We start from the raw sequence: 21,492 nt of genomic DNA on the forward strand, positions 1-21,492 counted from the left end.
GCACCGTCCTTCGCCGCCGCAGCGCCGGCGTCCGCCTCGCTCTTGGGGGCCTCCGCCACAGCGCCGCGCTGGGCCAACGTGGCGATGAGGGCCAGGAGCGAGGCGGCGGGGCCAGCGCCTGTGGCCTGCGCGGCGACCTCGGTGGTCCCGGCGGTCTGCGAGGGCGTCGGCGCGTCGGCGGGCACCGTGTTGGGGCCAGTGGCCGTGGAGACCGCGGCTTCCGCATCCTGAGTGGTCGGGGTCCGCTCGGAGCCCTGCTGTGCATGGGCGGGCGTCCGATCGGTCTCGGAAGCCTTCGCCGTGCCCGATGTCGGGGTCTGCCCGCGCGGAGCTGCCGCGGGGCGGGAGTCGTCCCTCTGCGATGCCGGCGCCGCGGGAGCCGGTGGGCGCGTCTGATCAGCGAGGCCGGCCTTCCGGTCGGCGGCCCGGGCGTCGGCCTGCAACGCGGAGTCCCGTGCGCGGTCGCCGGCCGCACGCACGGTGTCGGCCTGCTCGCGCTGGGACGCCTGACGGGTGCGGACCGAGTCGGCGAGGTCGCGCTGGCCGGCTGTGCGGGCGCGCGCCGTCGCTGCGTCCTCCCGGGACTGCGCGGCGTTCAGGGCGGCGCCGAAGCGGTCCTGCGTGGAGTCGCCGGCTCGGGCGGCCACCCCGGCGGCCTCCCAGCCCGAACGCGGGGCAGCCGCGCTCCGCGTGGAGGGAATCCACGTGGTGACATCCAACCGATCCGCCGCACCGCTCGCCATAACCGGGCTCCTCTTGGCCCCTTCACAGCAAGCCGCGCGCCATCCCGGAATTCGAATAAGGCTTTGAAAGATCGACAGATATCCCTGCGGCTCTGGCGCCGGATCCGGTCGAAGCTGCCGCCCACCCGGCAGGTTCTGCAGGGTGGGCGGCCCCGTCGGGCCGCCTGCCCTGGAAAGGCGGGCGAAGTCCCGCTATAGACGGGCCGTGCAGCCAGGGAGCTTCCGGGCCGGCGGCTGCGGACCCTCGCGATGAACGCCCTCGATCTTCCCAAAGCCCCCCACGAGACGCGCGTCGTCGTCGCCATGTCGGGCGGCGTCGATTCCTCCGTGGTCGCGGGCCTCCTGAAGCGGCAGGGCTTCGACGTGGTCGGCGTCACGCTCCAGCTGTACGACCACGGCGCGGCGAGCCATCGCAAGGGCGCATGCTGCGCCGGCCAGGATATCCACGACGCGCGGGCGGCGGCGGAGCATCTCGGCATTCCGCATTACGTCCTCGATTACGAGGACCGGTTCCGCGATGCGGTCATCGAGAAGTTCGCCGAGAGCTACCTCGCCGGCGAGACGCCGATCCCCTGCGTCGAGTGCAACCGCACCGTAAAGTTCCGCGACCTCCTCGGCCTCGCCCGGGACCTGAACGCCGACGCGCTGGCCACCGGGCACTACGTGGCGAGCCGGGCGCTGCCGGGCGGCGGACGGGCGCTCCACCGCGCCCTCGATCCGGCCCGGGACCAGAGCTACTTCCTCTACGCCACCACGGCCGAGCAGCTCGACTTCCTGCGCTTCCCCCTCGGCGAGATGGCGAAGACCGAGACCCGGGCGCTGGCGAAGGATCTCGGCCTGTCGCTGGCCGAGAAGCCCGACAGCCAGGACATCTGCTTCGTGCCGCAGGGCCGCTACAGCGACGTGATCGCCCGCCTGCGCCCCGATGCGGCGCGGCCCGGCGAGATCGTGGACCTCGCCGGCCGCGTGCTGGGCCGGCACGAGGGCATCGTCCACTACACGGTGGGCCAGCGGAAGGGCCTCGGCCTGTCCGGGCCGGAGCCGCTCTACGTCGTGCGGCTGGAGCCGGATTCCGCCCGGGTGGTGGTCGGACCGCGCACGGCGCTGGCCACGACCCGGATCCGCCTCTCGGACCTGAACTGGCTCGGCGAGGGGCCGGTCGAGACCCTGCGCGACCTGCCCGTTGCGGTCCGCGTGCGCTCGACCCGGCCGCCGCGCCCGGCGACGCTCACGGTCGGGGCCGACGGCGCCGCCGAGATCGTGCTCGCCGAGCCCGAGGACGGGGTTTCCCCAGGGCAGGCCTGCGCGATCTACGCGGATGACGGTCCCCGGGCGCGGGTGCTCGGCGGCGGCACCATCCGGCGCGTCGACGCGTTGTCGGCCCGGCCCCTCGAGGCCGCCTGATCTCAACCTCTGGATACGACGAACGATGCTGAGCGAGCCGCAGATGGCCGGGCCGAGCACGGCCCTGATGCGCAAGGCCTATGCCCGCTGGGCGCCTGTCTACGACGTGTTTTACGACAAGCTCACCGAGCCCGCGGCCCGCGCGGCCGTCGAGGCCGCCGCCGAGCACGGGCCGCGGATCCTGGAGGCCGGCGTCGGCACCGGGCTGGCGCTGGGGTACTACCCGAAGGCCAGCTTCGTCTGCGGCGTCGACCTGTCCGAGGACATGCTCAAGCGCGCCCGCGCCAAGGTGCGGCGCCGGAACCTGTCCCACGTGAAGGGCCTCCAGGTCATGGATGTCTGTCACCTGGGCTACGCCGATGCGAGCTTCGATGCCGTGGTGGCGCAGTTCCTGATCACCCTGGTGCCGGATCCCGAGGCCGCGATGTCGGAGTTCCTGCGGGTGGTGCGCCCGGGCGGCGGCATCGTGCTGGCCAACCATTTCGGCCAGAGCGAGGGTCCGGTCGCCCGGGTCGAGGAGATCGTGGCGCCGCTCTGCACCAAGATCGGCTGGTCGTCGGACTTCAAGGCGACGCGGATCGAGGCTTGGGCGCGGCGCAACGGCGTCGAGGTGCTGGGATTGAAGCCGACCTTCCCGGGGGGGTTCTTCAAGATCCTGCGGATGCGCAAGCCCGGGTGAGCGCGGCCGCGCCCGTCGCCGAGGGACGCGGGAAGCGGCTGCGGCGCTGGCTGCCGCTGGTGCTGCTGCTTTCCGTCTCCGCCATCGTCCTCGTCTCCGGCGCCGCACAGCTCCTGAGCCTCGACCGGCTGCTCGCCTCCCGGACCTGGCTGCGCGGCTTCGTCGAGTCCGGCTACGTCCGCGCACTGGTAGCGGCCTACTGCCTCTATGTGGGGGCCGTGGTCGTGTCGGTGCCGGCCACCCTGATCCTGACCATGATCTGCGGCTTCCTGTTCGGGATCGTGCCAGGGGCGCTGACCGCGGTCTGCGCCGCCACGACGGGGGCCGCGATCGTGTTCGCCATCGGCCGGGGACCCGGCGCCGATTTGCTCCGGCGGATCGGCGGCACGCGCCTGTCCGGGCTCGCCGAGGGCTTCCGGCGGGACGCCTTCGGCTACATCGCGGTCCTTCGGCTCCTGCCACTGTTCCCCTTCTGGGTGACCAACCTCGCCCCGGCCGCCTTCGGGGTGAAGATGCGGGTCTTCGTGCTCGCCACTTTCCTCGGGCTCCTTCCGGGGGCGGTCGTGTACGCGACCACGGGGGCGGGGATCGAGGACGTGGTCGCCGCCCATGAGGCCGCCAGAACCGCCTGCCTGACCGTCGGCGCGGGCGGCTGCGACGACGCCCTGACCCTGCGCGCCCTCGTGACGCCCAAAATGGTGGCGGGCCTCGCGATGCTGGCCGTCTTCGCCCTGGCCAGCATGCTGCTGAGCCGGCGCGCCAGACGGAGCGGCGGCTGAGATCCGCGGCCCGACGCCGGCCGTGTTTTCCGTGTTTCAGGGCACATGCAACCCCATGCGGGTGGATATCGTATAGTGCGCACCGCCGGGAGCCTGTATTCCCGGCTTAGAATCTGTGGCTTGTGAACATGTCTCCCGCGAAGGCCGGATCCGGCTCGAGCACGCTCCATCCTCTCTCCGCCGATCCGCATCCGCGATGCCCGCGCGGAGCGTGACCGGCGTGTCCGTCGAGGCCGACGCGACCGCGGCGACGGAGGTGCCGACGGCTGCCCCGAGCCGCGACCTGCCGGATCGGCGCCCGGCACGCCTCGGCCTGTCCGGCCGGCTGTTCCTCGTCACCGTCGCCTTCGTAGTGGTGGCCGAGGTGCTGACCTACGTGCCGGCGGTGGCCAATTACCGGATCGAGTGGATGTCCGACCGCCTCGCGGCCGCGCAGGTCGCCGCCCTCGTGCTCGACGGGCGAAGCGGGGAACCGGTCTCCGAGGGGCTGGAGAGCCGGCTGCTGGCGGGGGTGAACGCCCGGGCGATCGCGGTCCGTGGCGGCGGCGCGCAGCGCCTCCTCGCCATCGAGCCGATGCCCGAGCAGGTCGCCGACACCGTCGACCTGCGCGACGTCACCGCCGTGTCGGCGATCCGGGGGGCATGGCGCACCCTGGTGGCTCCGGTCCGCGAGCCGATCCGCGTGGTCGGGGAGGGGGGCGTCGGCTTCGACCGGGTCGAGATCCTGCTCGACGAGGCGCCGCTGCGCACCGCCATGATCGACTACGCGTTGCGGCTGCTGGTCTCCTCGCTGATCATCGCGGCGGCCGCGGCGGGTCTCGTCTTCGTGGTGCTGCAGGTTCTGATCGTGCGGCCGGTGCGGCGGCTCGCCACCAGCATCACGGCCTTCGCGGACGATCCGGAGGATGCCGGACGGATCATCGCGCCGTCCCGCCGCAACGACGAGATCGGCCAGGCCGAGCGGGCACTGGGACGGATGCAGCGCAGTCTCGCCGATCAGCTCCGCCAGAAGCGGCGGCTCGCCGAGCTGGGCCTCGCGGTGAGCAAGATCAGCCACGAACTGCGCAACCTGCTCACCGGTGCGCAGCTCCTGGGCGACCGCTTGGAGGGCACCGCGGATCCGACGGTGCAGCGCGTGGCCCCGCGCCTCGTGGGAACGCTGGCCCGGGCGATCCGATTCTGCGAGGCGACCCTCGCCTACGGGCGCGTCGCCGAGCGGGCGCCGCGGCTCGCCAGCACGCCGCTCGCACCGATCTTCGCCGAACTCCCCGATCTCGCCGCGCTGGCGGTCCATCCCGTGGCGGTGGAGGTCGCGGCGGGCGACCTGAGCGTGCAGGCCGATCCAGAGCAGCTCGGCCGGGCGCTCGCCAACCTCGTCCGCAACGCCGTGCAGGCACTGGACGGGGCCAAGGTCGCGGACGCCACCGTGCGGGTCGCGGCCGGCCGCGAGGAGCCCGGCCGGGTGACCATCCTGGTGAGCGACAACGGTCCCGGCCTGCCGGCCCGCGCCCGGGAGAATCTGTTCGCGCCGTTCCAGGGCTCCATGCGGTCCGGCGGCACCGGCCTCGGCCTGCCCATCGCCGCCGAGTTGATCGGGATCAACGGCGGCACCCTCGCCCTCGACGCGTGCGAGTCCGGCGCGCGCTTCCGGATCGTGCTGCCCGAGGGCTGAGCCCCTATTCCGCTGCGGCCAGCACGGGTTCGGCCACCCGGATGCCGAGATCGGCCAGCAGGGCCGCATCCGCATCCGCCTCGTTGTTGGCGGTAGTGAGGAGCCGCTCGCCGTAGAAGATCGAATTCGCTCCGGCGAGGAAGCACAGCGCCTGGGCTTCCCGGCTGAGCGAGCGGCGGCCCGCGCTGAGCCGGACTCGGGCTCGGGGCATCACGATCCGGGCGGTCGCGCACATGCGGACCAGGTCGAAGGGATCCACTGCCTCCGCGGCATCGCCCAGCGGCGTGCCAGCGACCGCCGCCAGCGCGTTGATCGGGACGCTCTCCGGATGCGGCGCGTGGTTGGCCAGGACCTGCAGCATCGCCACGCGGTCGCTCGCCGCCTCGCCCAGGCCGACGATGCCGCCGCAGCAGACGCCGATGCCGGCCGCGCGGACGCGCTCCAGCGTGGTCAGCCGGTCCTCGTAGGTCCGGGTCGACACGATCTTGTCGTAGTAGTCGGGGCCGGTATCGAGATTGTGGTTGTAGGCCGTGAGGCCGGCCTCCGCGAGGCGCTCGGCTTGGTGGGCCGTCAGCATGCCCAGCGTCACGCAGGCCTCCATGCCGAGGCCGCGCACGCCGCGGACCATGGCGAGGACCGCGTCGAAATCCGGCCCGTCCTTCGGGCTGCGCCACGCCGCGCCCATGCAGAACCGGGTGGCGCCCGATGCCTTGGCGGCGGCAGCCTCGGCCAGCACGGTCTCCACCGGCATCAGGCGCTGGCGCGGGAGGCCGGTCTCCTTGTGATGGGCCGATTGCGAGCAGTAGCCGCAATCCTCCGGGCACCCCCCCGTCTTGATCGACAGCAGGCTCGCCCGCTGAACATCCGCCGGGTCGTTGTGCGCCCGGTGCACGAGCGCGGCCCGATGCACGAGATCGAGCAACGGCAGGTCATGGATCGCCTGGATCTCGGCCACGCTCCAGTCGTGGCGGAAGTCGGTCGCGTGCGGGTCGGCAGCTTGGCTCATGGTGCCCTTGAGTGGGATCGGCGACGAAAAATCAAGCGCCTCCGTGCGGCGCAGGCCGCGCGGAGGCCGCATCCCTTCAACCTGTCGGCTCCCGGGCCGAGGCCTTGGCGGTCCAGTCGTCGAAGGCGATGACCTTCTGGCGCTGCTCGCCGAGCCGGTCGATCCGCAGGACCATCTCGTCGCCGGCCTTCAGGTAGCGTGGCGGTTTCATGCCGAGGCCCACGCCCGGCGGGGTGCCGGTGGTGATCACGTCGCCCGGCTCCAGCAGCATGAAGTGCGACGCGTAGGCGACGAGCTGGGGCACGTCGAAGATCATCGTCGCCGTGGAGCCGGTCTGGCGGCGCTCGCCGTTGACGTCGAGGCTCATGGCGAGGTTCTTGAGGTCGGGGATCTCGTCGAGGGTGACGAGCCACGGACCCAGCGGCCCGAAGGTCGGCGCGCTCTTGCCCTTGGTCCAGGTTGGCCCGCGATTCATCTGCCACTCGCGCTCCGAGACGTCGTTGCAGATGCAGGCGCCCGCCACGTAGCTCAGCGCCTCGTTGGCGTGGACGTAGCTGGCGCGCCGGCCGATCACCACGGCCAGTTCCACCTCCCAGTCCGTGCTGGACGAGCCCTTGGGAATGATCACCGTGTCGTTCGGCCCGCACAGGCTGGACGGGGCCTTGTTGAAGATGATCGGCTCCGCGGGGATCGGCGAACCCGTCTCGGCGGCGTGGTCGGCGAAGTTGAGGCCGATCGCCACCACGTTGCGGGTGCCGCCGACGCAGGGGCCGAGGCGCACGTCCGGCGGCAGCTTCGGCAGGGTCTCGGGATCGAGGGCGCGCAGCCGCGCCAGCGAATCGGGGGCGAGCGCCGGCCCGGCGATGTCGCGCACGAGGCCCGAGAGATCGCGCAGCCCCCCGTTCGCATCCACGAGGCCGGGCTTCTCGTCGCCGCTCGGGCCGTGCCGGAAGAGCTTCATCGCCGCACTCCACATCCTTCCCTGAACCGGTCTGCGCCGGACGCCGGGACCATGGCCGGGCGTCGACGCGGGTGCAAGGCCGGCGGCAGGCCGCGTGGGTCTGCCGGGTGTCGCCGACGGGCAACAGGATGGCGGAAAAGTGCAGGGTCGGTGGTCTCAGGATTTATTGTTCAGGTCGATGCTTAGGTGAGGAAGCTCAAATTTCGACTGTTGAAAATGGTATTCCGAGCGGGTTCAGTCGTTGCCGTGGAGTTTGTGCAGATTGATCTACTGATGCTCTTCTCGACATCGAAATTGATGAGCAGCATTGCGGCGCTGCCCCGAAAGCCGGCACCATGCACGACCGGTCGCCGCATAACGGGTCTCGAACAAACGACGGCGCCCGGCAGAATCCAGAGGGCTTGGGGGAACAGATGGGCGGGACAGTGCGCGCTGCGATGCTGGCGGCCACGGCGGTGATCCTCGGCGCCGGTCAGGCGCAGGCGGGGGCTTTCGGGCTCCGGGAGCAGAGCACCGAGGCTCAGGGGCTGGCCTTCGCGGGCGCGGCGTCGGGGTCGGGCGGCGTCTCGTCGATGTTCTGGAACCCCGCGACCATCACGATGAACCCGGGCTTCGTCGCGGAGCAGAACTTCACCTATATCGGCCTCTCGTCCGAGATCCGCCCCGCGCCGGGCACCAATCCGGGCTTCGCGCGGCTGGGCGGCTCGGGCGAACTCGGCCAGGGGGCGGTCGTGCCGGCGGGCGCGACCTCGTACCAGCTCAACGACCGGCTGTGGCTCGGCCTGTCCACCGGCGCTCCCTTCGGGCTGGTCACCAAGCCGAACCAGGTCTGGTCCGGCGAGGTCTACGGGCGCTCGTCGCGGATCTTCTCGCTGGCGATCAACCCGGTCATCGGGTTCAAGGTCAACGAGTGGCTCTCGATCGCGGCCGGCCCGAACATCGAGTACTTCCGCCTGACCCTGCGCCAGGCGCTGCCGATCCCCGGCATCCTGCCGACCTCCTATCCGAGCTCGTTCCTCAAGGGGGAGTCCTGGGGTGCGGGCTTCACCGCGGGCGCCACGCTGACGCCCCGCGCCGGGACCGTGCTGGGCATCGGCTACCGCTCCTCGGTCCACCACGAGATCGACGGCTCGATCGGCGTGCCGCTGCTCGCCCTGGCGCCGCTGGCCGGTCAGGTCCGCGCGAAGCTGAACACCCCCGACAAGCTGAGCGTCGGCCTCACGCAGGCGGTCTCGCCGGTGGCGCGGGTGAATCTGGGCTTCGAGTGGGACAACTGGTCGAGGCTCGGCACGATCGGCATCGTGTCGAAGACGATCGGGCTACCGGTGAACACCCTGCCGCTCAACTACAAGGACGGGTTCACCTATTCGATCGGCGCCGAGTACGACGCGTCGCCGAACCTGACCCTGCGCACCGGCTTCGGCTACGAGACGTCGCCGATCGACTTCAGGAACCGCTCGGTGCGCCTGCCGGACGGCGATCGCTACAATCTGTCGGTCGGCGCCAGCTACCGCTGGAACGAGCGCCTGACGCTCAACCTCGCCTACTCGCACCTGTTCCTGGACCGGTCGCGGATCCTGGCGGGCCTCGGCCGCGACTACAACGTCGGCAACATCGCCTTCGCCGGCGTCGTCGATTCCAGCGCCGACATCGTCTCCGTGGGCTTCCGCTACGTGTTCGGCGCTCCGGCCGCGCCGGCCCTGGCGCCTCTGGTCCGGAAATACTGAGCGCCCTGCGCGGGATGCCCGGCCTCCGGGCGTCCCGAACCGAACGCCGGCGTCCCGGGTGACCGGGAGGCCCGGCGCGCCTTCGACGGGCTTTGGGCGTCAGGCGCGCATCCGCACATAGGTCCCGGGGGCCGGTCCAAGGGACGGGAGCGCGTCGCCGCCCGGCTTCCGGGCCGGGACCCGGTCAGGGGCCTGCGCCTCGATCCACTGGAACCAGTAGGGCCACCACGAGCCCTTGGTCTCGACGGCAGCGGCGATCCACGCCTCGAGGGTCCCCTTCACCGGGCCACCGGTCCAGTAGCCGTATTTGGGCTTGGCGGGCGGGTTGATCACGCCGGCGATGTGGCCCGAGCCCGCCAGGACGAAGTCGACCTTGCCGCCGAACGCCTTCGAGCCCTCGAACACCGACAGCGCGGGCGCGATGTGGTCCTCCCGGGTGGCGAGGTTGAAGATCGGAACCTGCACCTTCTTGAGGTCGAGGCGGACATTGCCCAGCACCATCCGGCCCTGCGCCAGGGTGTTGTCGAGGTAGCAGTTGCGCAGATAGAAGGAATGGTTCGCCGCCGGCATGCGGGTGGCGTCGGAATTCCAGTACAGTAGGTCGAACGCCGAGGGTGTCTTGCCCTTGATGTAGTTGTTCACGATGTAGGGCCAGATCAGGTCGTTCGGCCGGAGCATGTTGAAGGCATTCGCCATGCGGGCGCCTTCCAGGTAGCCCTGCTCGGCCATACGCGCCTCGACCTGGCGTATCTGGTCTTCATCGGCGAAGACCTTCAGATCCCCCGCATGGGTGAAATCGACCTGGGTGGTGAGCAGCGTCGCGCTCTTGATCCGCCGGTTGCCGGTGGCGGCCTGCATGGCGAGCGTCACGGCGAGGAGCGTGCCGCCGACGCAGTAGCCCGCCGCCGTCACCGCGCTCTCGCCGGTGGCGACGCCGATCGCGTCGATGGCCGCCTCGATCCCCTCCCGCATGTAGGACTCGAAGTCCTTGTCGGCGTGGCGCGAATCCGGGTTCACCCAGGAGATGCAGAAGACCGTCAGCCCCTGGTCGACCATCCACTTGAAGAAGCTCTTCTGGGGATTGAGGTCGAGGATGTAGAACTTGTTGATCCAGGGCGGCACCATCAGGAACGGGCGCCGCAGCACGGTCTCGGTGGTCGGGGCGTACTGGATCAGCTCGATCAGGTCGTTGCGGAACACCACCTCGCCGGGGGTGACCGCCATGTTGCGGCCGACCTCGAAGCCGCTCGGGTCGGTCTGGCGCACGCGCAGCTGGCCGCCGCCGGCCTGCAGATCCTCCTCGTACATTTTCAGGCCGCGGACGAGGTTGGCGCCGTTCTCCTGCAGGGTATGGCGGATCAACTCCGGGTTGGTCGGCAGGAAGTTCGAGGGCGAGAGCATGCTGGTGAATTGGCGCAGATAGAACTGCGCCTTGTGGCGCGTCTGCGTGTCGAGTCCCTCGGCCTCGTCCACGAGGCCCTCGGCCCAGCGGGTCGCCAGCAGGTAGGCCTGCTTGATGAAGTCGAAATACGGGTTGGTCGACCACTCCGCATGGGCGAAGCGCGCGTCCCGGGGTTCCGGGAGCGCCACCGGGTCGGCCGGCTGGCCCTGCAGCCGCAGATAGGTGGAGCCCCAGAGGGACAGGAACGCCTGCGACAGGCGGGCCTGGGCCTCGGCACTGCGGTTCGGATCGGTGAGCCACGCCTCGGCCACCTGCCCGAAGACCTTCGCGGCCTCGCTCATCTCGCTGCCGGGCTTGCCCGCCTGACCCTCCGGCCCGAGAAGGCGGGCGACGTTGCGGCCCATCGCTTCCACGAAGTGCCCGGCGTTGCGGGACAGCGCCTCGAAGTCCGGCATCGGCGGGGTCACCCCGTCCGGCCCCGCGCCGTGTGAGACCGACTTCGGAGTGGCGGTCCGATCCGGCGCCTGCGGGCTCGTCAAGCGTGCCTCCCTGTTGATTGGTCCGTCGACCCGGTCGTACGGGCCTCGTTTCCGACAAAATAAGGAGCGAGCCAAAGGTTTCGCCAGCCCGGCTCCGGACGACGTCGAAACATCCGGCCGATCTTCTCATGGGCCTGTGACGATGGACCGCGCCTTTTTGAACCCTGTCGTCCTGTCGCACCGTGTCGATCCGCTCCTGCGCGCCGTCCGCGCGGGTGGCTTGGGACTGCTCGTCGGGTCACTCGCGGCCTGTTCGGGTGACGTCGTGCGCTCGATGGCCTCCGATGCAGGCTATGGGCCACGGGTCGTCGCGGCGCCGGATTTCGTCGCCGAATCGCGCGGCAAGGAGAAGCCCGACTTCATGGCGGTGGGCGTCGACGCGCCGAAGCGCCCGGTGCGGGCCAAATCCGTCACCGGGCAGAAGGCGCTGGAGGCGGAGCTGGAAAGTGCCCGCGGGCGCAACGAAGCCCGCGGACGGGCCGCCACCAGCGCCGGGCAGGGCGCCGCCGCCGCCATCAAGCCGGCCCCCGCGGCCCCCCGATAGCCCGACCGTTTTGAGGGTCGGCGACGGCTCGCAACTCTGCTAGAGCATGGGGTTCGCGCGACCGGCACAGACGAAAGACGCCAGATTCGGGACGCGCCGATGGACACGCCCATGACCGACTTCCACCGCATCAAGCGACTGCCGCCCTACGTCTTCGAACAGGTCAACCGGATCAAGGCCGCCGCCCGAGCGCAGGGCGCCGACATCATCGATCTCGGCATGGGCAACCCCGATCTCGACGCCCCGAAGCACGTCATCGCCAAGCTATGCGAGACCGCTGGGCGTCCGCGCACCGACCGCTATTCGGCCTCCAAGGGCATCGCCGGCCTGCGCAAGGCCCAGGCCGGGTACTACCAGCGCCGCTTCGGCGTGACCCTGAATCCCGATACGCAGGTGGTGGCGACCCTCGGATCGAAGGAGGGCTTCGCCAACATGGCGCAGGCGATCACCGCGCCTGGCGACGTCGTGCTGGTGCCGAACCCGAGTTACCCGATCCACGCCTTCGGCTTCCTGATGGCCGGCGGCGTGATCCGCTCCGTCCCGGCCGAGCCGACGCCCGCGATGTTCCCGGCCCTGGAACGGGCCATGCTGCATTCGATCCCGAAACCCGTGGCCCTGGTGGTCTGCTACCCGTCGAACCCGACCGCCTACGTGGCGAGCCTCGATTTCTACCGGGACCTCGTGGCCTTCGCGAAGCAGCACGAGCTGATCCTGCTGTCGGACCTTGCCTACGCCGAGGTCTATTTCGACGACAACCCGCCGCCCTCGGTCCTGCAGGTGCCCGGCGCCATCGACTGCACGGTGGAGTTCACCTCCCTGTCGAAGACCTACTCGATGGCCGGTTGGCGCATGGGCTTCGCGGTGGGCAACGAGCGCCTCCTCGCGGCCCTGACGCGGGTGAAGTCCTACCTCGATTACGGCGCCTTCACGCCGATCCAGGTCGCCGCGACTGCGGCCCTCAACGGGCCGGACGACTGCATTAACGAGATGCGCGGCATCTATCGGAAGCGGCGCGACGCCCTGGTGGAATCCTTCGGCAAGGCCGGATGGACCGTCCCATCGCCGGCGGCCTCGATGTTCGCCTGGGTCCCGATCCCGGAGCGCTACCGGGAGATGGGCAGCCTGGAATTCTCCAAGCTGCTCCTGGAAAAATCCGACGTGGCGGTGGCGCCCGGCATCGGCTTCGGCGAGTTCGGCGACGAGTACGTCCGCATCGCGCTGGTGGAGAACGAGCAGCGCATCCGGCAGGCCGCGCGCAACATCCGCCGGTTCTTCGACGGTACCGACAAGACCTTGCACAACGTCGTGCCGATGGCGCGGGCCGGCTAGAGCGCGCGCCGCCGAATCGGCGACCGGTCCGACGTCAGCGCCCGCGTCAGATCAAGGATCGGGCGCCAGTCGCGGCTGCGACGCGGCCGGGAACTCTTCCTGCACGCCGCCCGACCGGATTGTTGCCGCGGGGCGACAGACGCCGCCAAAGGCGCCGACGCCCCGCGCCGGCGCTTGTCACGGCGGACTGCGATGGCCAGGGTCAGGTGCGGGGGTCCTCCCGCGTCCCGAGTGTCGCATGCGCCGCCTGAACCTGATCGCCGCCCTGCTGCTCGCCGCCGCGGCCTCCGCCTGCGCGCCGAACCCGATCATCGCCCGGGATCCGATGCCGGCGCCGGGTCCGACGGACGTCTACGCCTGCGACTCGAAGCCGTTGCCGGTCAACGCCTTCACGACGGATTGCCGCCCCGTTCCGGCGAGCCCGCAGGTGGTTCTGCGCGCCCGCGGGTGATCCGCGCCGGCATTTCGCTAACCGGTCGATTCGGATGGGCCGGACAACGCGCCCGCGATCAGCTAGACTGTAGGCCAGCTGCCGGCCTGGCCGGCCCCCTCCTGACGGAGCATCGCGTGAGCACCAAGACCCTGATCGCCGCCGGACTCCTCGCCCTCCTGGCGGGGCAGGGCGCCTCGGCCGCTGACGCCGCTTATCCGCCCGCGCCGTACCAGCCGCGCGCCTTCGTGTTCACTGCCCCGAATGGTCCGACCGTCCTGCAGGTTGAGGGCTGCTGCCACCCCGTCGTGCCGCCGGGCCGCCCCGATCTCGCCGTGCCGCCGGTGCCGGTGGCCGAGGTCATGAACGGCGGCGGCTTCGGCTACACCGGGTTCGACTACTACAACGATCAGATCACCGAGGGCCGGTTCGGCGCGCGCCGGCGGCCGAAGGAGTACGTGATCGCCCCGTCCTACATCGGGCCGCCGCGCTACTGAGCCGTCCGGACGCGCCAGGGCCTCAATCCTTGTGCGGATCGTGGCCCCAGTTCATCAGTGAGATCCGCCACGGCGAGTCGGGGTCCTTCCGGGCCTCGCCGCCCTGCTTGAGATGGCGGTGAACGTAGCCTACGACCTTGCGCATGGCCGCGTAATCGTCGTCTGTCAGGTCGGCCTTCTTCTTGTCCTTGATCGCCAGGATGCACCGGCCCATCTCGTGGCCGGTCGACTCGCCGCCGCCCTTTTTCTGGCCGACCTCCCGGCTCGCATCGCTGTCGAGATGCTTCTTCAGCGCCGCCGGCGTCATGTTGACGGCCTCGTTGAAATCCTTCCACGTCGCCGCGTGATCGTCGTCCGCCATCCGCGGGCCTCCTCTACCATGTCGCTCGTGCGCGACAACGCGCCTAGCGCGCGCCGGCTCGCCGCCCCTCCTGCGGTCGGGCGCCGCAGAGCCGGCAGCCGACAGGGCGCCGGAGCGTTTACAGGCCGGCCCCCGGCGGGTATCACCCCGACCCGACACGCCCCTATCCTCCCCGCACCCCATTCCCGAAAAACCAGATGCGCGCCGAGATCGAGCAAGCCTCGGATGCCGCCAAGCAGTCTATAGGGCTGCTGAGGAGGCATCTTTGACTGGGATACAGTCGATAAACGCCTCGCGGAGCTGAACGCGGCTTCCGAGGATCCCGACCTCTGGAACGATGCCGAGGCCGCCCAGAAGGTCATGCGCGAGCGCCAGCAGCTCGACGAGGCCGTCACGGCGATCAAGAAGCTCGAGCGCGACCTCGAGGATGGCGCCACGCTGATCGAACTCGGCGAGATGGAGGGTGACGAATCCTCGATCCGCGAGGGCGAGGCCGCGATCCTGGCCATCGAGAAGGAGGCCGCGAGCCGTCAGGTCGAGACCCTGCTGTCCGGCGAGGCCGACGGCTTCGACACCTATCTCGAGGTCCATGCCGGCGCCGGCGGCACGGAGAGCCAGGACTGGGCCAACATGCTCCAGCGCATGTATGCCCGCTGGGCCGAGCGCCGGAAGTACAAGGTCGAGGTCGTCGAGATGACCGACGGCGAAGAGGCCGGGATCAAGGGCGCCACGCTCCTGATCAAGGGCCACAACGCCTATGGCTGGCTCAAGACCGAGTCCGGCGTGCACCGTCTGGTGCGGATCTCCCCCTACGATTCCAGTGCCCGGCGGCACACCAGCTTCGCCAGCGTCTGGGTCTATCCGGTGATCGACGACCGGATCGAGATCGAGATCAAGGAATCCGATTGCCGGATCGACACCTACCGCTCGTCCGGCGCCGGCGGCCAGCACGTCAACACCACCGACTCGGCGGTGCGCATCACCCACAATCCCACCGGGATCGTGGTGGCGTGCCAGCAGGAGCGCTCGCAGCACAAGAACCGGGCCACCGCCTGGAACATGCTGCGTGCCCGCCTCTACGAGGCCGAGCTGAAGAAGCGCGAGGAGAAGGCCAACGCCGAGGCCGCGTCCAAGACCGATATCGGCTGGGGTCACCAGATCCGGTCCTACGTGCTCCAGCCCTATCAGCTGGTGAAGGACCTGCGCACCGGCACCCAGTCCACGGATCCCGACGAGGTGCTCGACGGCGATCTCGACCCGTTCATGGAGGCCTCACTCGCCCAGCGGGTCTTCGGCGGGGACGAGGCGATCGAGGATATCGACTGAGCCGGCGGCGGCGCTGCCCGCCCTCATCACGCGCGCAGCGACGTGACCCGGGCCAGCGCGCCGTCGATCAGCGTAGCGCTGTCTGGATCGCTTCGCTCCGCTCGCGAAGACGGCGGCTCTGATCAAGGTTCGCGGGGGCGGGCAGCGCCCCCACCCCCGTCGCGCTCGCCTCAGTACCCCAGCGCCGCGCCGTCTTTGCGCGGGTCGGAGCCGGCGGCCAGCGTGCCGGCCTTGCGGTCGATCCAGATGACCTGGCCGCCGCCGAGCGGCAGCGGCGCGCGGATCGCCGGGTGGCCGCGCTCCGTCAGCCCCGCCATCACGCTGTCCGGGACCCCGTCCTCCACCTCCAGGCTGCCGCCATAGGCGAAGCTCCGGGGGGCATCGAGGGCCTCCTGCACGTCGAGACCCCGGTCGAGGAGGCCGGAGAGCAGCTCGACATGCCCCATGGCCTGATAGTGGCCGCCCATGACGCCGAAGGGCGCGACCGCCTGCCCGTCCTTCATCAGCATCCCGGGGATGATGGTGTGCATCGGCCGCTTGCCCGGCCCGACGCTGTTCGGGTGGCCGCCCTCCGTGCGGAAGGACAGGCCGCGATTGTGCAGCAGAACGCCGCTCTCGGGCGCCAGGATGCCCGAGCCGAAGCCTTGGAACACCGAGTTGATCAGCGAGAGGGCGTTGCCGTYCCGGTCGACGACGCAGAGATAGACCGTGTCCTTGTGGGCGCGGCCCTCGGCGATCTCCTGCGCGATCTCGGGATAGATCACCGGCTCCCGAGCCCGGCCCATGTCGATCGCCCCATGGGCGGCGGCCTTCCAGGTGTCGGAGAGCAGATGCTCCACCGGAACTCCGGCCAGGGCAGCATCGCCGAATAGGACGTCGCGGTGGTGATAGGCCTGCTTGCAGGTCTCGGCGAACAGGTGGAGCCGGTCGAGGTCCGACAGGGCGCCGACGTCGTAATGCGTGAGCACGTTGAGCATCATCAGCGCGGCGAGGCCCTGGCCGGCGGGGGGGCACTCGTAGACGTCGTAGCCCCGGTAGCGGGTCGAGACCGGCACGACCACGTCGGGCCGGGCAGCGGCGAAATCGTCGAGGGTGTGCAGGCCGCCGAGGGCCTTGAGCCGGCTCACCATGTCCTCCGCGACCGGCCCGGCGTAGAAGCCGCGCGCGCCCTCCTGGGCGATGCGCCGGAGCGTCGCGGCGAGCTTCGGCAGGCGCAGGACGCTGCCGATGGCCGGCACCTGCCCGCCGGGCAGGTAGGTCTCGGCGGCATGGGGATCGCCGGCGACGCGCTCCGCACCCCGCTGCCAGTCCCAGCCGACCCGCTGCTGGATGACGAACCCGTCCTCCGCGTAGCGGATCGCCGGCTGAAGCAGCTCGCCCAGGGAGCGGGTGCCGTGCTCGCGGACCAGCAGGTCCCAGGCCCCGACGGCGCCCGGCACCGTGACGGCGTGCGGCGAGGCCGGGGTGATGGCGACGCCGTGCTCGGCATACCAGTCGGGTGTCGCGGCGGCGGGCGCGCGGCCCGAACCGTCGAGGGCGATGGGCTTGGTCGCACCGGCGGGGGCGTAGAGGGCGAAGCAGTCGCCGCCGATGCCGGTCATCAGCGGATCGACCACGCATTGGACCGCCACGGCCGCGATGCCGGCATCGACGGCGTTGCCGCCGGCGCGCAGCACCTCGATGGCGGCCAGCGTCGAGAGCGGGTGCGAGGTCGCGACGGCGGCGTTGGCGGCGTAGACCGGGGAGCGGCCGGGGGCGGAGAAGTCTCTCACGGGATGTCCTGCTGTACGGGTCGTCTCAACGAGACGAGGAGGTGGCGGGAATGCCGGTTTGGTGCCGTCCGCGGTGGATGGCGTGCCTGAGGCCGTCTTTGCGAGCACAGCGAAGCAACCCAGCTGGCGCTGCGCCTCCCGACGTCGCGCTGCCCTGGATCACGTCGCTTCGCTCGTGATGACGGACAGGCCGGTATGAATCGCAGGTTCCGACCCGAGCTCGTACCAGGCGGTCACGCATGCTGCCCCCTCGGCATCGCCACCCAATGCCCCGGCGCCACCTCGGTGAGCGGCCCGTCCGGCGGCTGGTCGTGGCCGGCGACGTCCCGTGCGGCGAGGCGGGCGCGCTCCTCGGCCGGATGCGGCACCGGCACGGCGGCGAGCAGGCGGCGGGTATAGGGGTGGCGCGGATCCGCGTAGAGGGCGTCGGCCTCGGCCATCTCGACGATCCGCCCGCGCCAGAGCACCGCGACCCGGTGGCAGAGGTAGCGCACCATCCGCAGGTCGTGGGAGATGAACAGGTAGGACAGGCCCATCTCGTCCTGCAGGTCTTGGAGCAGGTTCACCACCTGTGCCTGGATCGAGACGTCCAGCGCCGCGATCGGCTCGTCGGCGACGATGAAGCTGGGTTTGAGGGCGATCGCGCGGGCGATGCAGATCCGCTGGCGCTGGCCGCCCGAGAACTGGTGCGGGTAGCGTCCCATGAACCGCGGATCGAGTCCGACCCGCTCGAACAGGGATGCCACGGCCTCTCGCCGCTCCGGGCCGCGCATGTCCCGGCGGTGCAGCTTGAACGCCTCCGCGACATAGTCCCCGGCGCTCATCCGCGGGTTGAGGGCGGCATAGGGGTCCTGGAACACGGTCTGCATCCGGGCGCGCATCCTCCGCATCGCGCCCGCCGAGAGCTTGGCGAGGTCGGTGCCCTCGAACGCGATGGTGCCCGAGGTCGGCGGGTTGAGCATGGTCACGGCTCGGCCGATGGTCGATTTGCCGGAGCCGGATTCGCCCACGAGCCCCAGGGTCTCGCCGGGGCGGATGTCGAAGCTCACCCCTTCCACCGCGCTGAACACCGAGGCCTTGCCGCCCCACCAGGAGCGCAGGGGATAGTGCTTGGACAGGTCGCGCACCGCGACGAGCGGATGATCCTGCGGGCTCATCGCGCGGCCTCCCGGCTCAGGAGTTGCGGCAGGTCGTACCAAGCGGCGACGAGGTGGCCGGGGGCAGCGCCGGACGCCTGCGCCAGAGGCGGCATCTCGGTCCGGCAGCGGGGCGTCGCGTAGGCGTTGCGCGGCGCGAAGGGATCGCCCGGCGGGAGGTGGCGCATGTCCGGGGGCGCCCCCTCGATCTGGTGCAGGCGACGCCGGCCCGCACGTCCGCCGGAGAGGTCCGGCAGGGAGCGCAGCAGCCCGAGGGTGTAGGCGTTGCGGGGATCGGCGAAGATGTCGTCCACCGGGCCGCGCTCCAGGATCCGGCCGGCATACATCACCTGCACGGTGTCGCTGATGCCCGCCACCACGCCGAGGTCGTGGGTGATCCAGATGATCGCCATGCCGAGTTCGCGCTTCAGCTCCTGCACCAGGGCGACGATCTCGGCCTGGACGGTGACGTCCAGCGCCGTGGTCGCCTCGTCGGCGATCAGCAGCTTCGGGCGGCAGCTGAGGCCGATGGCGATCATCACCCGCTGGCGCTGGCCGCCGGAGAATTCGTGCGGATACTGGTCGAGGCGCGAAGCCGCGTTCGGGATTCGCACGAGGTCGAGCAGCGCCTTGGCCCGGGCGCGGGCGGCACGGGCATCCAGGCCGAGATGGATGCGCAGCGGCTCGACGATCTGCGCCGCCACGGTCATGCCGGGGTTGAGCGAGCTCATCGGGTCCTGGAACACGAAGCCGATCGCGCCGCCGCGGACCTTTCGGAGTTCGCGTTCCTTCAGAGCGAGGAGATCGCGGCCCTCGAACAGCACCTGCCCGCCGGTGATTCGGCCGGGCGGGCGCGGGATCAGGCCCAGCATGGCCAGCACGTGGACGCTCTTGCCGGAACCCGACTCGCCGACGATCCCCAGCGTCTCGCCCTCGTGCAGGGTGTAGGAGACGCCGTTGACCGCGTGGACCGCGCCGCCGTCGGTGTCGAAGGCGACCGCGAGGTCGCGGACGTCGAGAAGAGGCTTCGTCATGTCCGCTGCCTCGGGTCGAGGGCGTCCCGCAGGCCGTCGCCGAACAGGTTGAAGGCGAGCACCGCCAGGAAGATCGACAGGCCAGGCCAGATCGCCATCCACGGCGCCTCGTCCATGAAGTTCTTGGCGGTGTTGAGCATCGCCCCCCAGGACGGCTCGGGCGGCTGCTGGCCGAGGCCGAGGAACGACAGGCTCGCCTCCGCGATGATCGCGGCCGCGATGGTCAGCGTCGCCTGGACGAGGATCGCCGGGACGATGTTGGGCAGGATGTGGACCCGGGCGATCCGCCATGGCGGATTGCCCATGGCGCGCGCCGCCTCGACGAACTCCTCCGCCGCCACGGCGCGGACCTGTGCCCGGGTCAGCCGGATGAAGGTCGAGGTCGCTGAGAGGCCGATGGCGATCATCGCGTTGACGAGGCTCGGGCCCAGGAAGGCGGCGAGCGCGATCGCCAGGATCAGGAACGGGATCGCCAGGAGCGCATCGGTGAGGCGCGAGATCGCCCCGTCGATCCAGCCACCCGCGTAGCCAGCCAGCAGACCGAGCGGCAGGCCGAGGGAGACGGCCAGCGCTACCGAGACGAGGCCGGCGCCGAGCGACGCGCGGGCGCCGTAGATGATCCGCGAGAGCACGTCGCGCCCGACCTCGTCGCCGCCGAACGGGTGGGCGAGGCTTGGCGACCCGCGGACGTTCCCCCAGTCGGTGGCGGTTGGGTCGTAGGGGGCGATCCAGGGCGCGAACACCGCCATCAGGATCAGCAGGCCGACGATGATGAGCCCCGCAACCGCGCTCTTCCGCGCGCGCAGGCGGCGCCAGAAGGCCGCGAGGGTGCCGGGTTCCTGGAGGAGGGCCGGCGTTCCCGCGGGGGCGGCGAGGCCGGTGGCTTCGGCAATGGGGGTGCCGGTGCTCATCGGTGCCTCGGGAGGTTTGCTCCGATGATCACGCTCCGCACACGCTGCAGTCCGGCACAGGCCATGATGGTTGCGGGCCGGCCTGCGCGAGATGTGACGTGCCCCCTCTCCCGTGCGGGAGAGGGCTGGGGTGAGGGGTGCGACCTCTCCGGAACGTTCTCTTCCCTCACCCTGTCCCTCTCCCGCACGGGAGAGGGGACCCGCGCTTCACTTTGTGCCCTCGATGGCAACTTCCGAAGTCGCGACCTTGAGGAATGCGAGAGGGCCTCGCGCTCGAACACCGCCATTATGCCCGCCTCAGCTTCGGGTTCACGGCCGCGGCGAGCAGGTCGGCGGCGAGGTTCAGCGCGATGTAAGTGGCGGCCGTGCAGATCACGACGCCCTGCACGGTGGCGAAATCCCGGTTGAATACCGCATCGACCATCAGCTTGCCGAAGCCCGGCACCGAAAACACCTGCTCGGTGAGCACCGCCCCCGACAGGAGCTGCCCGAATTCCAGCGCGCCCAAAGTGATGATCGGGATCGCCGCGTTGGGCAGCGCGTGCCGCAGGGTCACCCGGAGCGGCGAGACGCCCTTGGCGCGGGCCGTGCGCACGTAGTCCGATCCGAGCACGCCCAGCATCGCCGCGCGGGTGTGGCGCATCATCACCGCCGCGATGGCGTTGCCGAGCACGAAGGCCGGCATCACCATGGCGGCGAGGTTGTCCGACAGGCTCTCGAAGGGCGAGACGTAGCCGGAGGCCGGCAGCCAGCCGAGTTCCACCGAGAACAGCAGGATCAGCAGGATCCCGAGCCAGAAATTCGGCACCGACAGGCCCCACAGGGCGATCCCGTTGGCGATCGTGTCGGCGGCCTGGCCGCGCTTCACGGCCGAGAGCACGCCCATCGGCACGCCGATGGCCAGCGCCACCAGCATGGCAAGGCAGGCGAGTTCCAGCGTCACCGGCAGCTTCTCGACGATCAGCTCGGAGACCGGCTTCTGCAGCCGGATCGACTCGCCGAGATCGCCCCGGAGCACGCCGCCGGCCCAGTAGGCGTAGCGCACCGGCAGGGGCTCATTGAGGTGGTACTTCTCGCGGATGAAGGCGATCACCTGCGGGTCGCGCTCCTCGCCGGTCAGCGCCGTGGCGACGTCCCCCGGCAGCAATTGCTGCAGGGCGAAGATGATCATTGAGGCAAGGATCAGGGTCGGGAGCGCCAGGGCGAGGCGTCGGGCCAGAAATCGAAGCATCAGAACCGC

Annotated in this window: 19 protein-coding genes and 1 pseudogene; 10 read left to right on the top strand and 10 right to left on the bottom strand. The window is 70.6% G+C overall.

Annotated features, from left to right (window positions below; genetic code table 11):
* Positions 1–647 (bottom strand): annotated as a pseudogene (locus tag AC1DXK_RS21400) (flagellar hook-length control protein FliK); the annotation flags it as partial.
* Between the two features lie 345 nt (positions 648–992).
* Here AC1DXK_RS21400 and mnmA point away from each other — a divergent pair.
* The 4 genes from mnmA (at position 993) to AC1DXK_RS21420 (ending at position 5,277) form a co-directional block, all read left to right on the top strand.
* Entirely contained in the window at positions 993–2,147 is a 1,155-nt protein-coding gene (gene mnmA / locus AC1DXK_RS21405; protein WP_457105778.1) for a tRNA 2-thiouridine(34) synthase MnmA, read from the top strand.
* 25 nt (positions 2,148–2,172) lie between these two features.
* Entirely contained in the window at positions 2,173–2,826 is a 654-nt protein-coding gene (locus AC1DXK_RS21410) for a class I SAM-dependent methyltransferase (protein WP_457105779.1), read from the top strand.
* Positions 2,823–3,605, top strand: coding sequence for a TVP38/TMEM64 family protein (locus tag AC1DXK_RS21415; protein ID WP_457105780.1), 783 nt, complete (start codon positions 2,823–2,825; stop codon positions 3,603–3,605). The genes AC1DXK_RS21410 and AC1DXK_RS21415 overlap by 4 nt, the downstream gene beginning before the upstream one ends.
* A gap of 196 nt (positions 3,606–3,801) precedes the next feature.
* Positions 3,802–5,277 carry an ATP-binding protein gene (locus tag AC1DXK_RS21420; RefSeq protein ID WP_457105781.1) on the top strand — a complete coding sequence of 492 codons (1,476 nt, stop codon included), beginning with the start codon at positions 3,802–3,804 and terminating at the stop codon, positions 5,275–5,277.
* A 4-nt stretch (positions 5,278–5,281) separates the two neighbouring features.
* On the opposite strand, the gene bioB is transcribed toward AC1DXK_RS21420, so the two are convergent.
* A complete protein-coding gene (gene bioB, locus AC1DXK_RS21425) occupies positions 5,282–6,283 on the bottom strand; it encodes a biotin synthase BioB (protein ID WP_457105782.1) in 1,002 nt (333 codons plus the stop codon).
* Between the two features lie 76 nt (positions 6,284–6,359).
* Positions 6,360–7,244 (bottom strand): fumarylacetoacetate hydrolase family protein, encoded by an 885-nt coding sequence (locus AC1DXK_RS21430; protein WP_457105783.1) that lies wholly within the window; start codon positions 7,242–7,244, stop codon positions 6,360–6,362.
* 413 nt (positions 7,245–7,657) lie between these two features.
* On the opposite strand from AC1DXK_RS21430, the gene AC1DXK_RS21435 reads away from it, so the two are divergent.
* Positions 7,658–8,971 (top strand): OmpP1/FadL family transporter, encoded by a 1,314-nt coding sequence (locus tag AC1DXK_RS21435; protein ID WP_477299001.1) that lies wholly within the window; start codon positions 7,658–7,660, stop codon positions 8,969–8,971.
* A 99-nt stretch (positions 8,972–9,070) separates the two neighbouring features.
* Here the strand turns inward: AC1DXK_RS21435 and AC1DXK_RS21440 are convergent, their stop codons facing one another.
* Entirely contained in the window at positions 9,071–10,828 is a 1,758-nt protein-coding gene (locus tag AC1DXK_RS21440; protein ID WP_457105852.1) for a PHA/PHB synthase family protein, read from the bottom strand.
* 226 nt (positions 10,829–11,054) lie between these two features.
* Between AC1DXK_RS21440 and AC1DXK_RS21445 the strand changes: the two genes are divergently transcribed.
* The 4 genes from AC1DXK_RS21445 to AC1DXK_RS21460 all read left to right on the top strand — a co-directional run bounded on the left by AC1DXK_RS21445 (position 11,055) and on the right by AC1DXK_RS21460 (position 13,712).
* Positions 11,055–11,456, top strand: a complete 402-nt coding sequence (locus AC1DXK_RS21445) for a hypothetical protein (RefSeq protein WP_457105853.1) — start codon at positions 11,055–11,057, stop codon at positions 11,454–11,456.
* 111 nt (positions 11,457–11,567) lie between these two features.
* Positions 11,568–12,785, top strand: a complete 1,218-nt coding sequence (locus tag AC1DXK_RS21450) for an LL-diaminopimelate aminotransferase (protein WP_457105854.1) — start codon at positions 11,568–11,570, stop codon at positions 12,783–12,785.
* Between the two features lie 238 nt (positions 12,786–13,023).
* Positions 13,024–13,236, top strand: a complete 213-nt coding sequence (locus tag AC1DXK_RS21455) for a hypothetical protein (RefSeq protein WP_457105785.1) — start codon at positions 13,024–13,026, stop codon at positions 13,234–13,236.
* 116 nt (positions 13,237–13,352) lie between these two features.
* Positions 13,353–13,712, top strand: coding sequence for a hypothetical protein (locus AC1DXK_RS21460; protein WP_457105786.1), 360 nt, complete (start codon positions 13,353–13,355; stop codon positions 13,710–13,712).
* 22 nt (positions 13,713–13,734) lie between these two features.
* Here AC1DXK_RS21460 and AC1DXK_RS21465 read toward each other — a convergent pair whose 3' ends face one another.
* A complete protein-coding gene (locus AC1DXK_RS21465) occupies positions 13,735–14,073 on the bottom strand; it encodes a DUF3140 domain-containing protein (protein WP_457105787.1) in 339 nt (112 codons plus the stop codon).
* A 197-nt stretch (positions 14,074–14,270) separates the two neighbouring features.
* Here AC1DXK_RS21465 and prfB point away from each other — a divergent pair.
* Positions 14,271–15,399, top strand: a protein-coding gene (gene prfB, locus AC1DXK_RS21470; protein ID WP_457105788.1) for a peptide chain release factor 2 whose coding sequence is annotated in 2 segments (ribosomal slippage) — positions 14,271–14,339 and positions 14,341–15,399 — 1,128 coding nt in all. Because the reading frame shifts where the segments join, the coding sequence is not laid out codon by codon here.
* Positions 15,400–15,569: 170 nt separating this feature from the next.
* On the opposite strand, the gene AC1DXK_RS21475 is transcribed toward prfB, so the two are convergent.
* From AC1DXK_RS21475 to AC1DXK_RS21495, 5 genes are all read right to left on the bottom strand, one after another.
* Positions 15,570–17,171 (bottom strand): gamma-glutamyltransferase family protein, encoded by a 1,602-nt coding sequence (locus AC1DXK_RS21475; protein ID WP_477299005.1) that lies wholly within the window; start codon positions 17,169–17,171, stop codon positions 15,570–15,572.
* 233 nt (positions 17,172–17,404) lie between these two features.
* The gene (locus AC1DXK_RS21480) at positions 17,405–18,328 is read right to left on the bottom strand and encodes an ABC transporter ATP-binding protein (RefSeq protein WP_457105790.1); all 924 of its coding nucleotides are present in this window, start codon (positions 18,326–18,328) and stop codon (positions 17,405–17,407) included.
* A complete protein-coding gene (locus tag AC1DXK_RS21485; protein WP_477299007.1) occupies positions 18,325–19,341 on the bottom strand; it encodes an ABC transporter ATP-binding protein in 1,017 nt (338 codons plus the stop codon). Before AC1DXK_RS21485 ends, AC1DXK_RS21480 begins: the two co-directional genes overlap by 4 nt.
* Complete coding sequence (locus AC1DXK_RS21490) at positions 19,338–20,252, bottom strand: ABC transporter permease (RefSeq protein ID WP_457105792.1); 915 nt, start codon at positions 20,250–20,252, stop codon at positions 19,338–19,340. The genes AC1DXK_RS21485 and AC1DXK_RS21490 overlap by 4 nt, the downstream gene beginning before the upstream one ends.
* Before the next feature lie 286 nt (positions 20,253–20,538).
* Positions 20,539–21,483: an ABC transporter permease gene (locus tag AC1DXK_RS21495; RefSeq protein WP_457105793.1), complete on the bottom strand. Its 945-nt coding sequence runs from the start codon at positions 21,481–21,483 to the stop codon at positions 20,539–20,541.
* Positions 21,484–21,492 lie beyond the last annotated feature (9 nt).

The organism is Methylobacterium sp. P3_A11 (assembly GCF_056403155.1).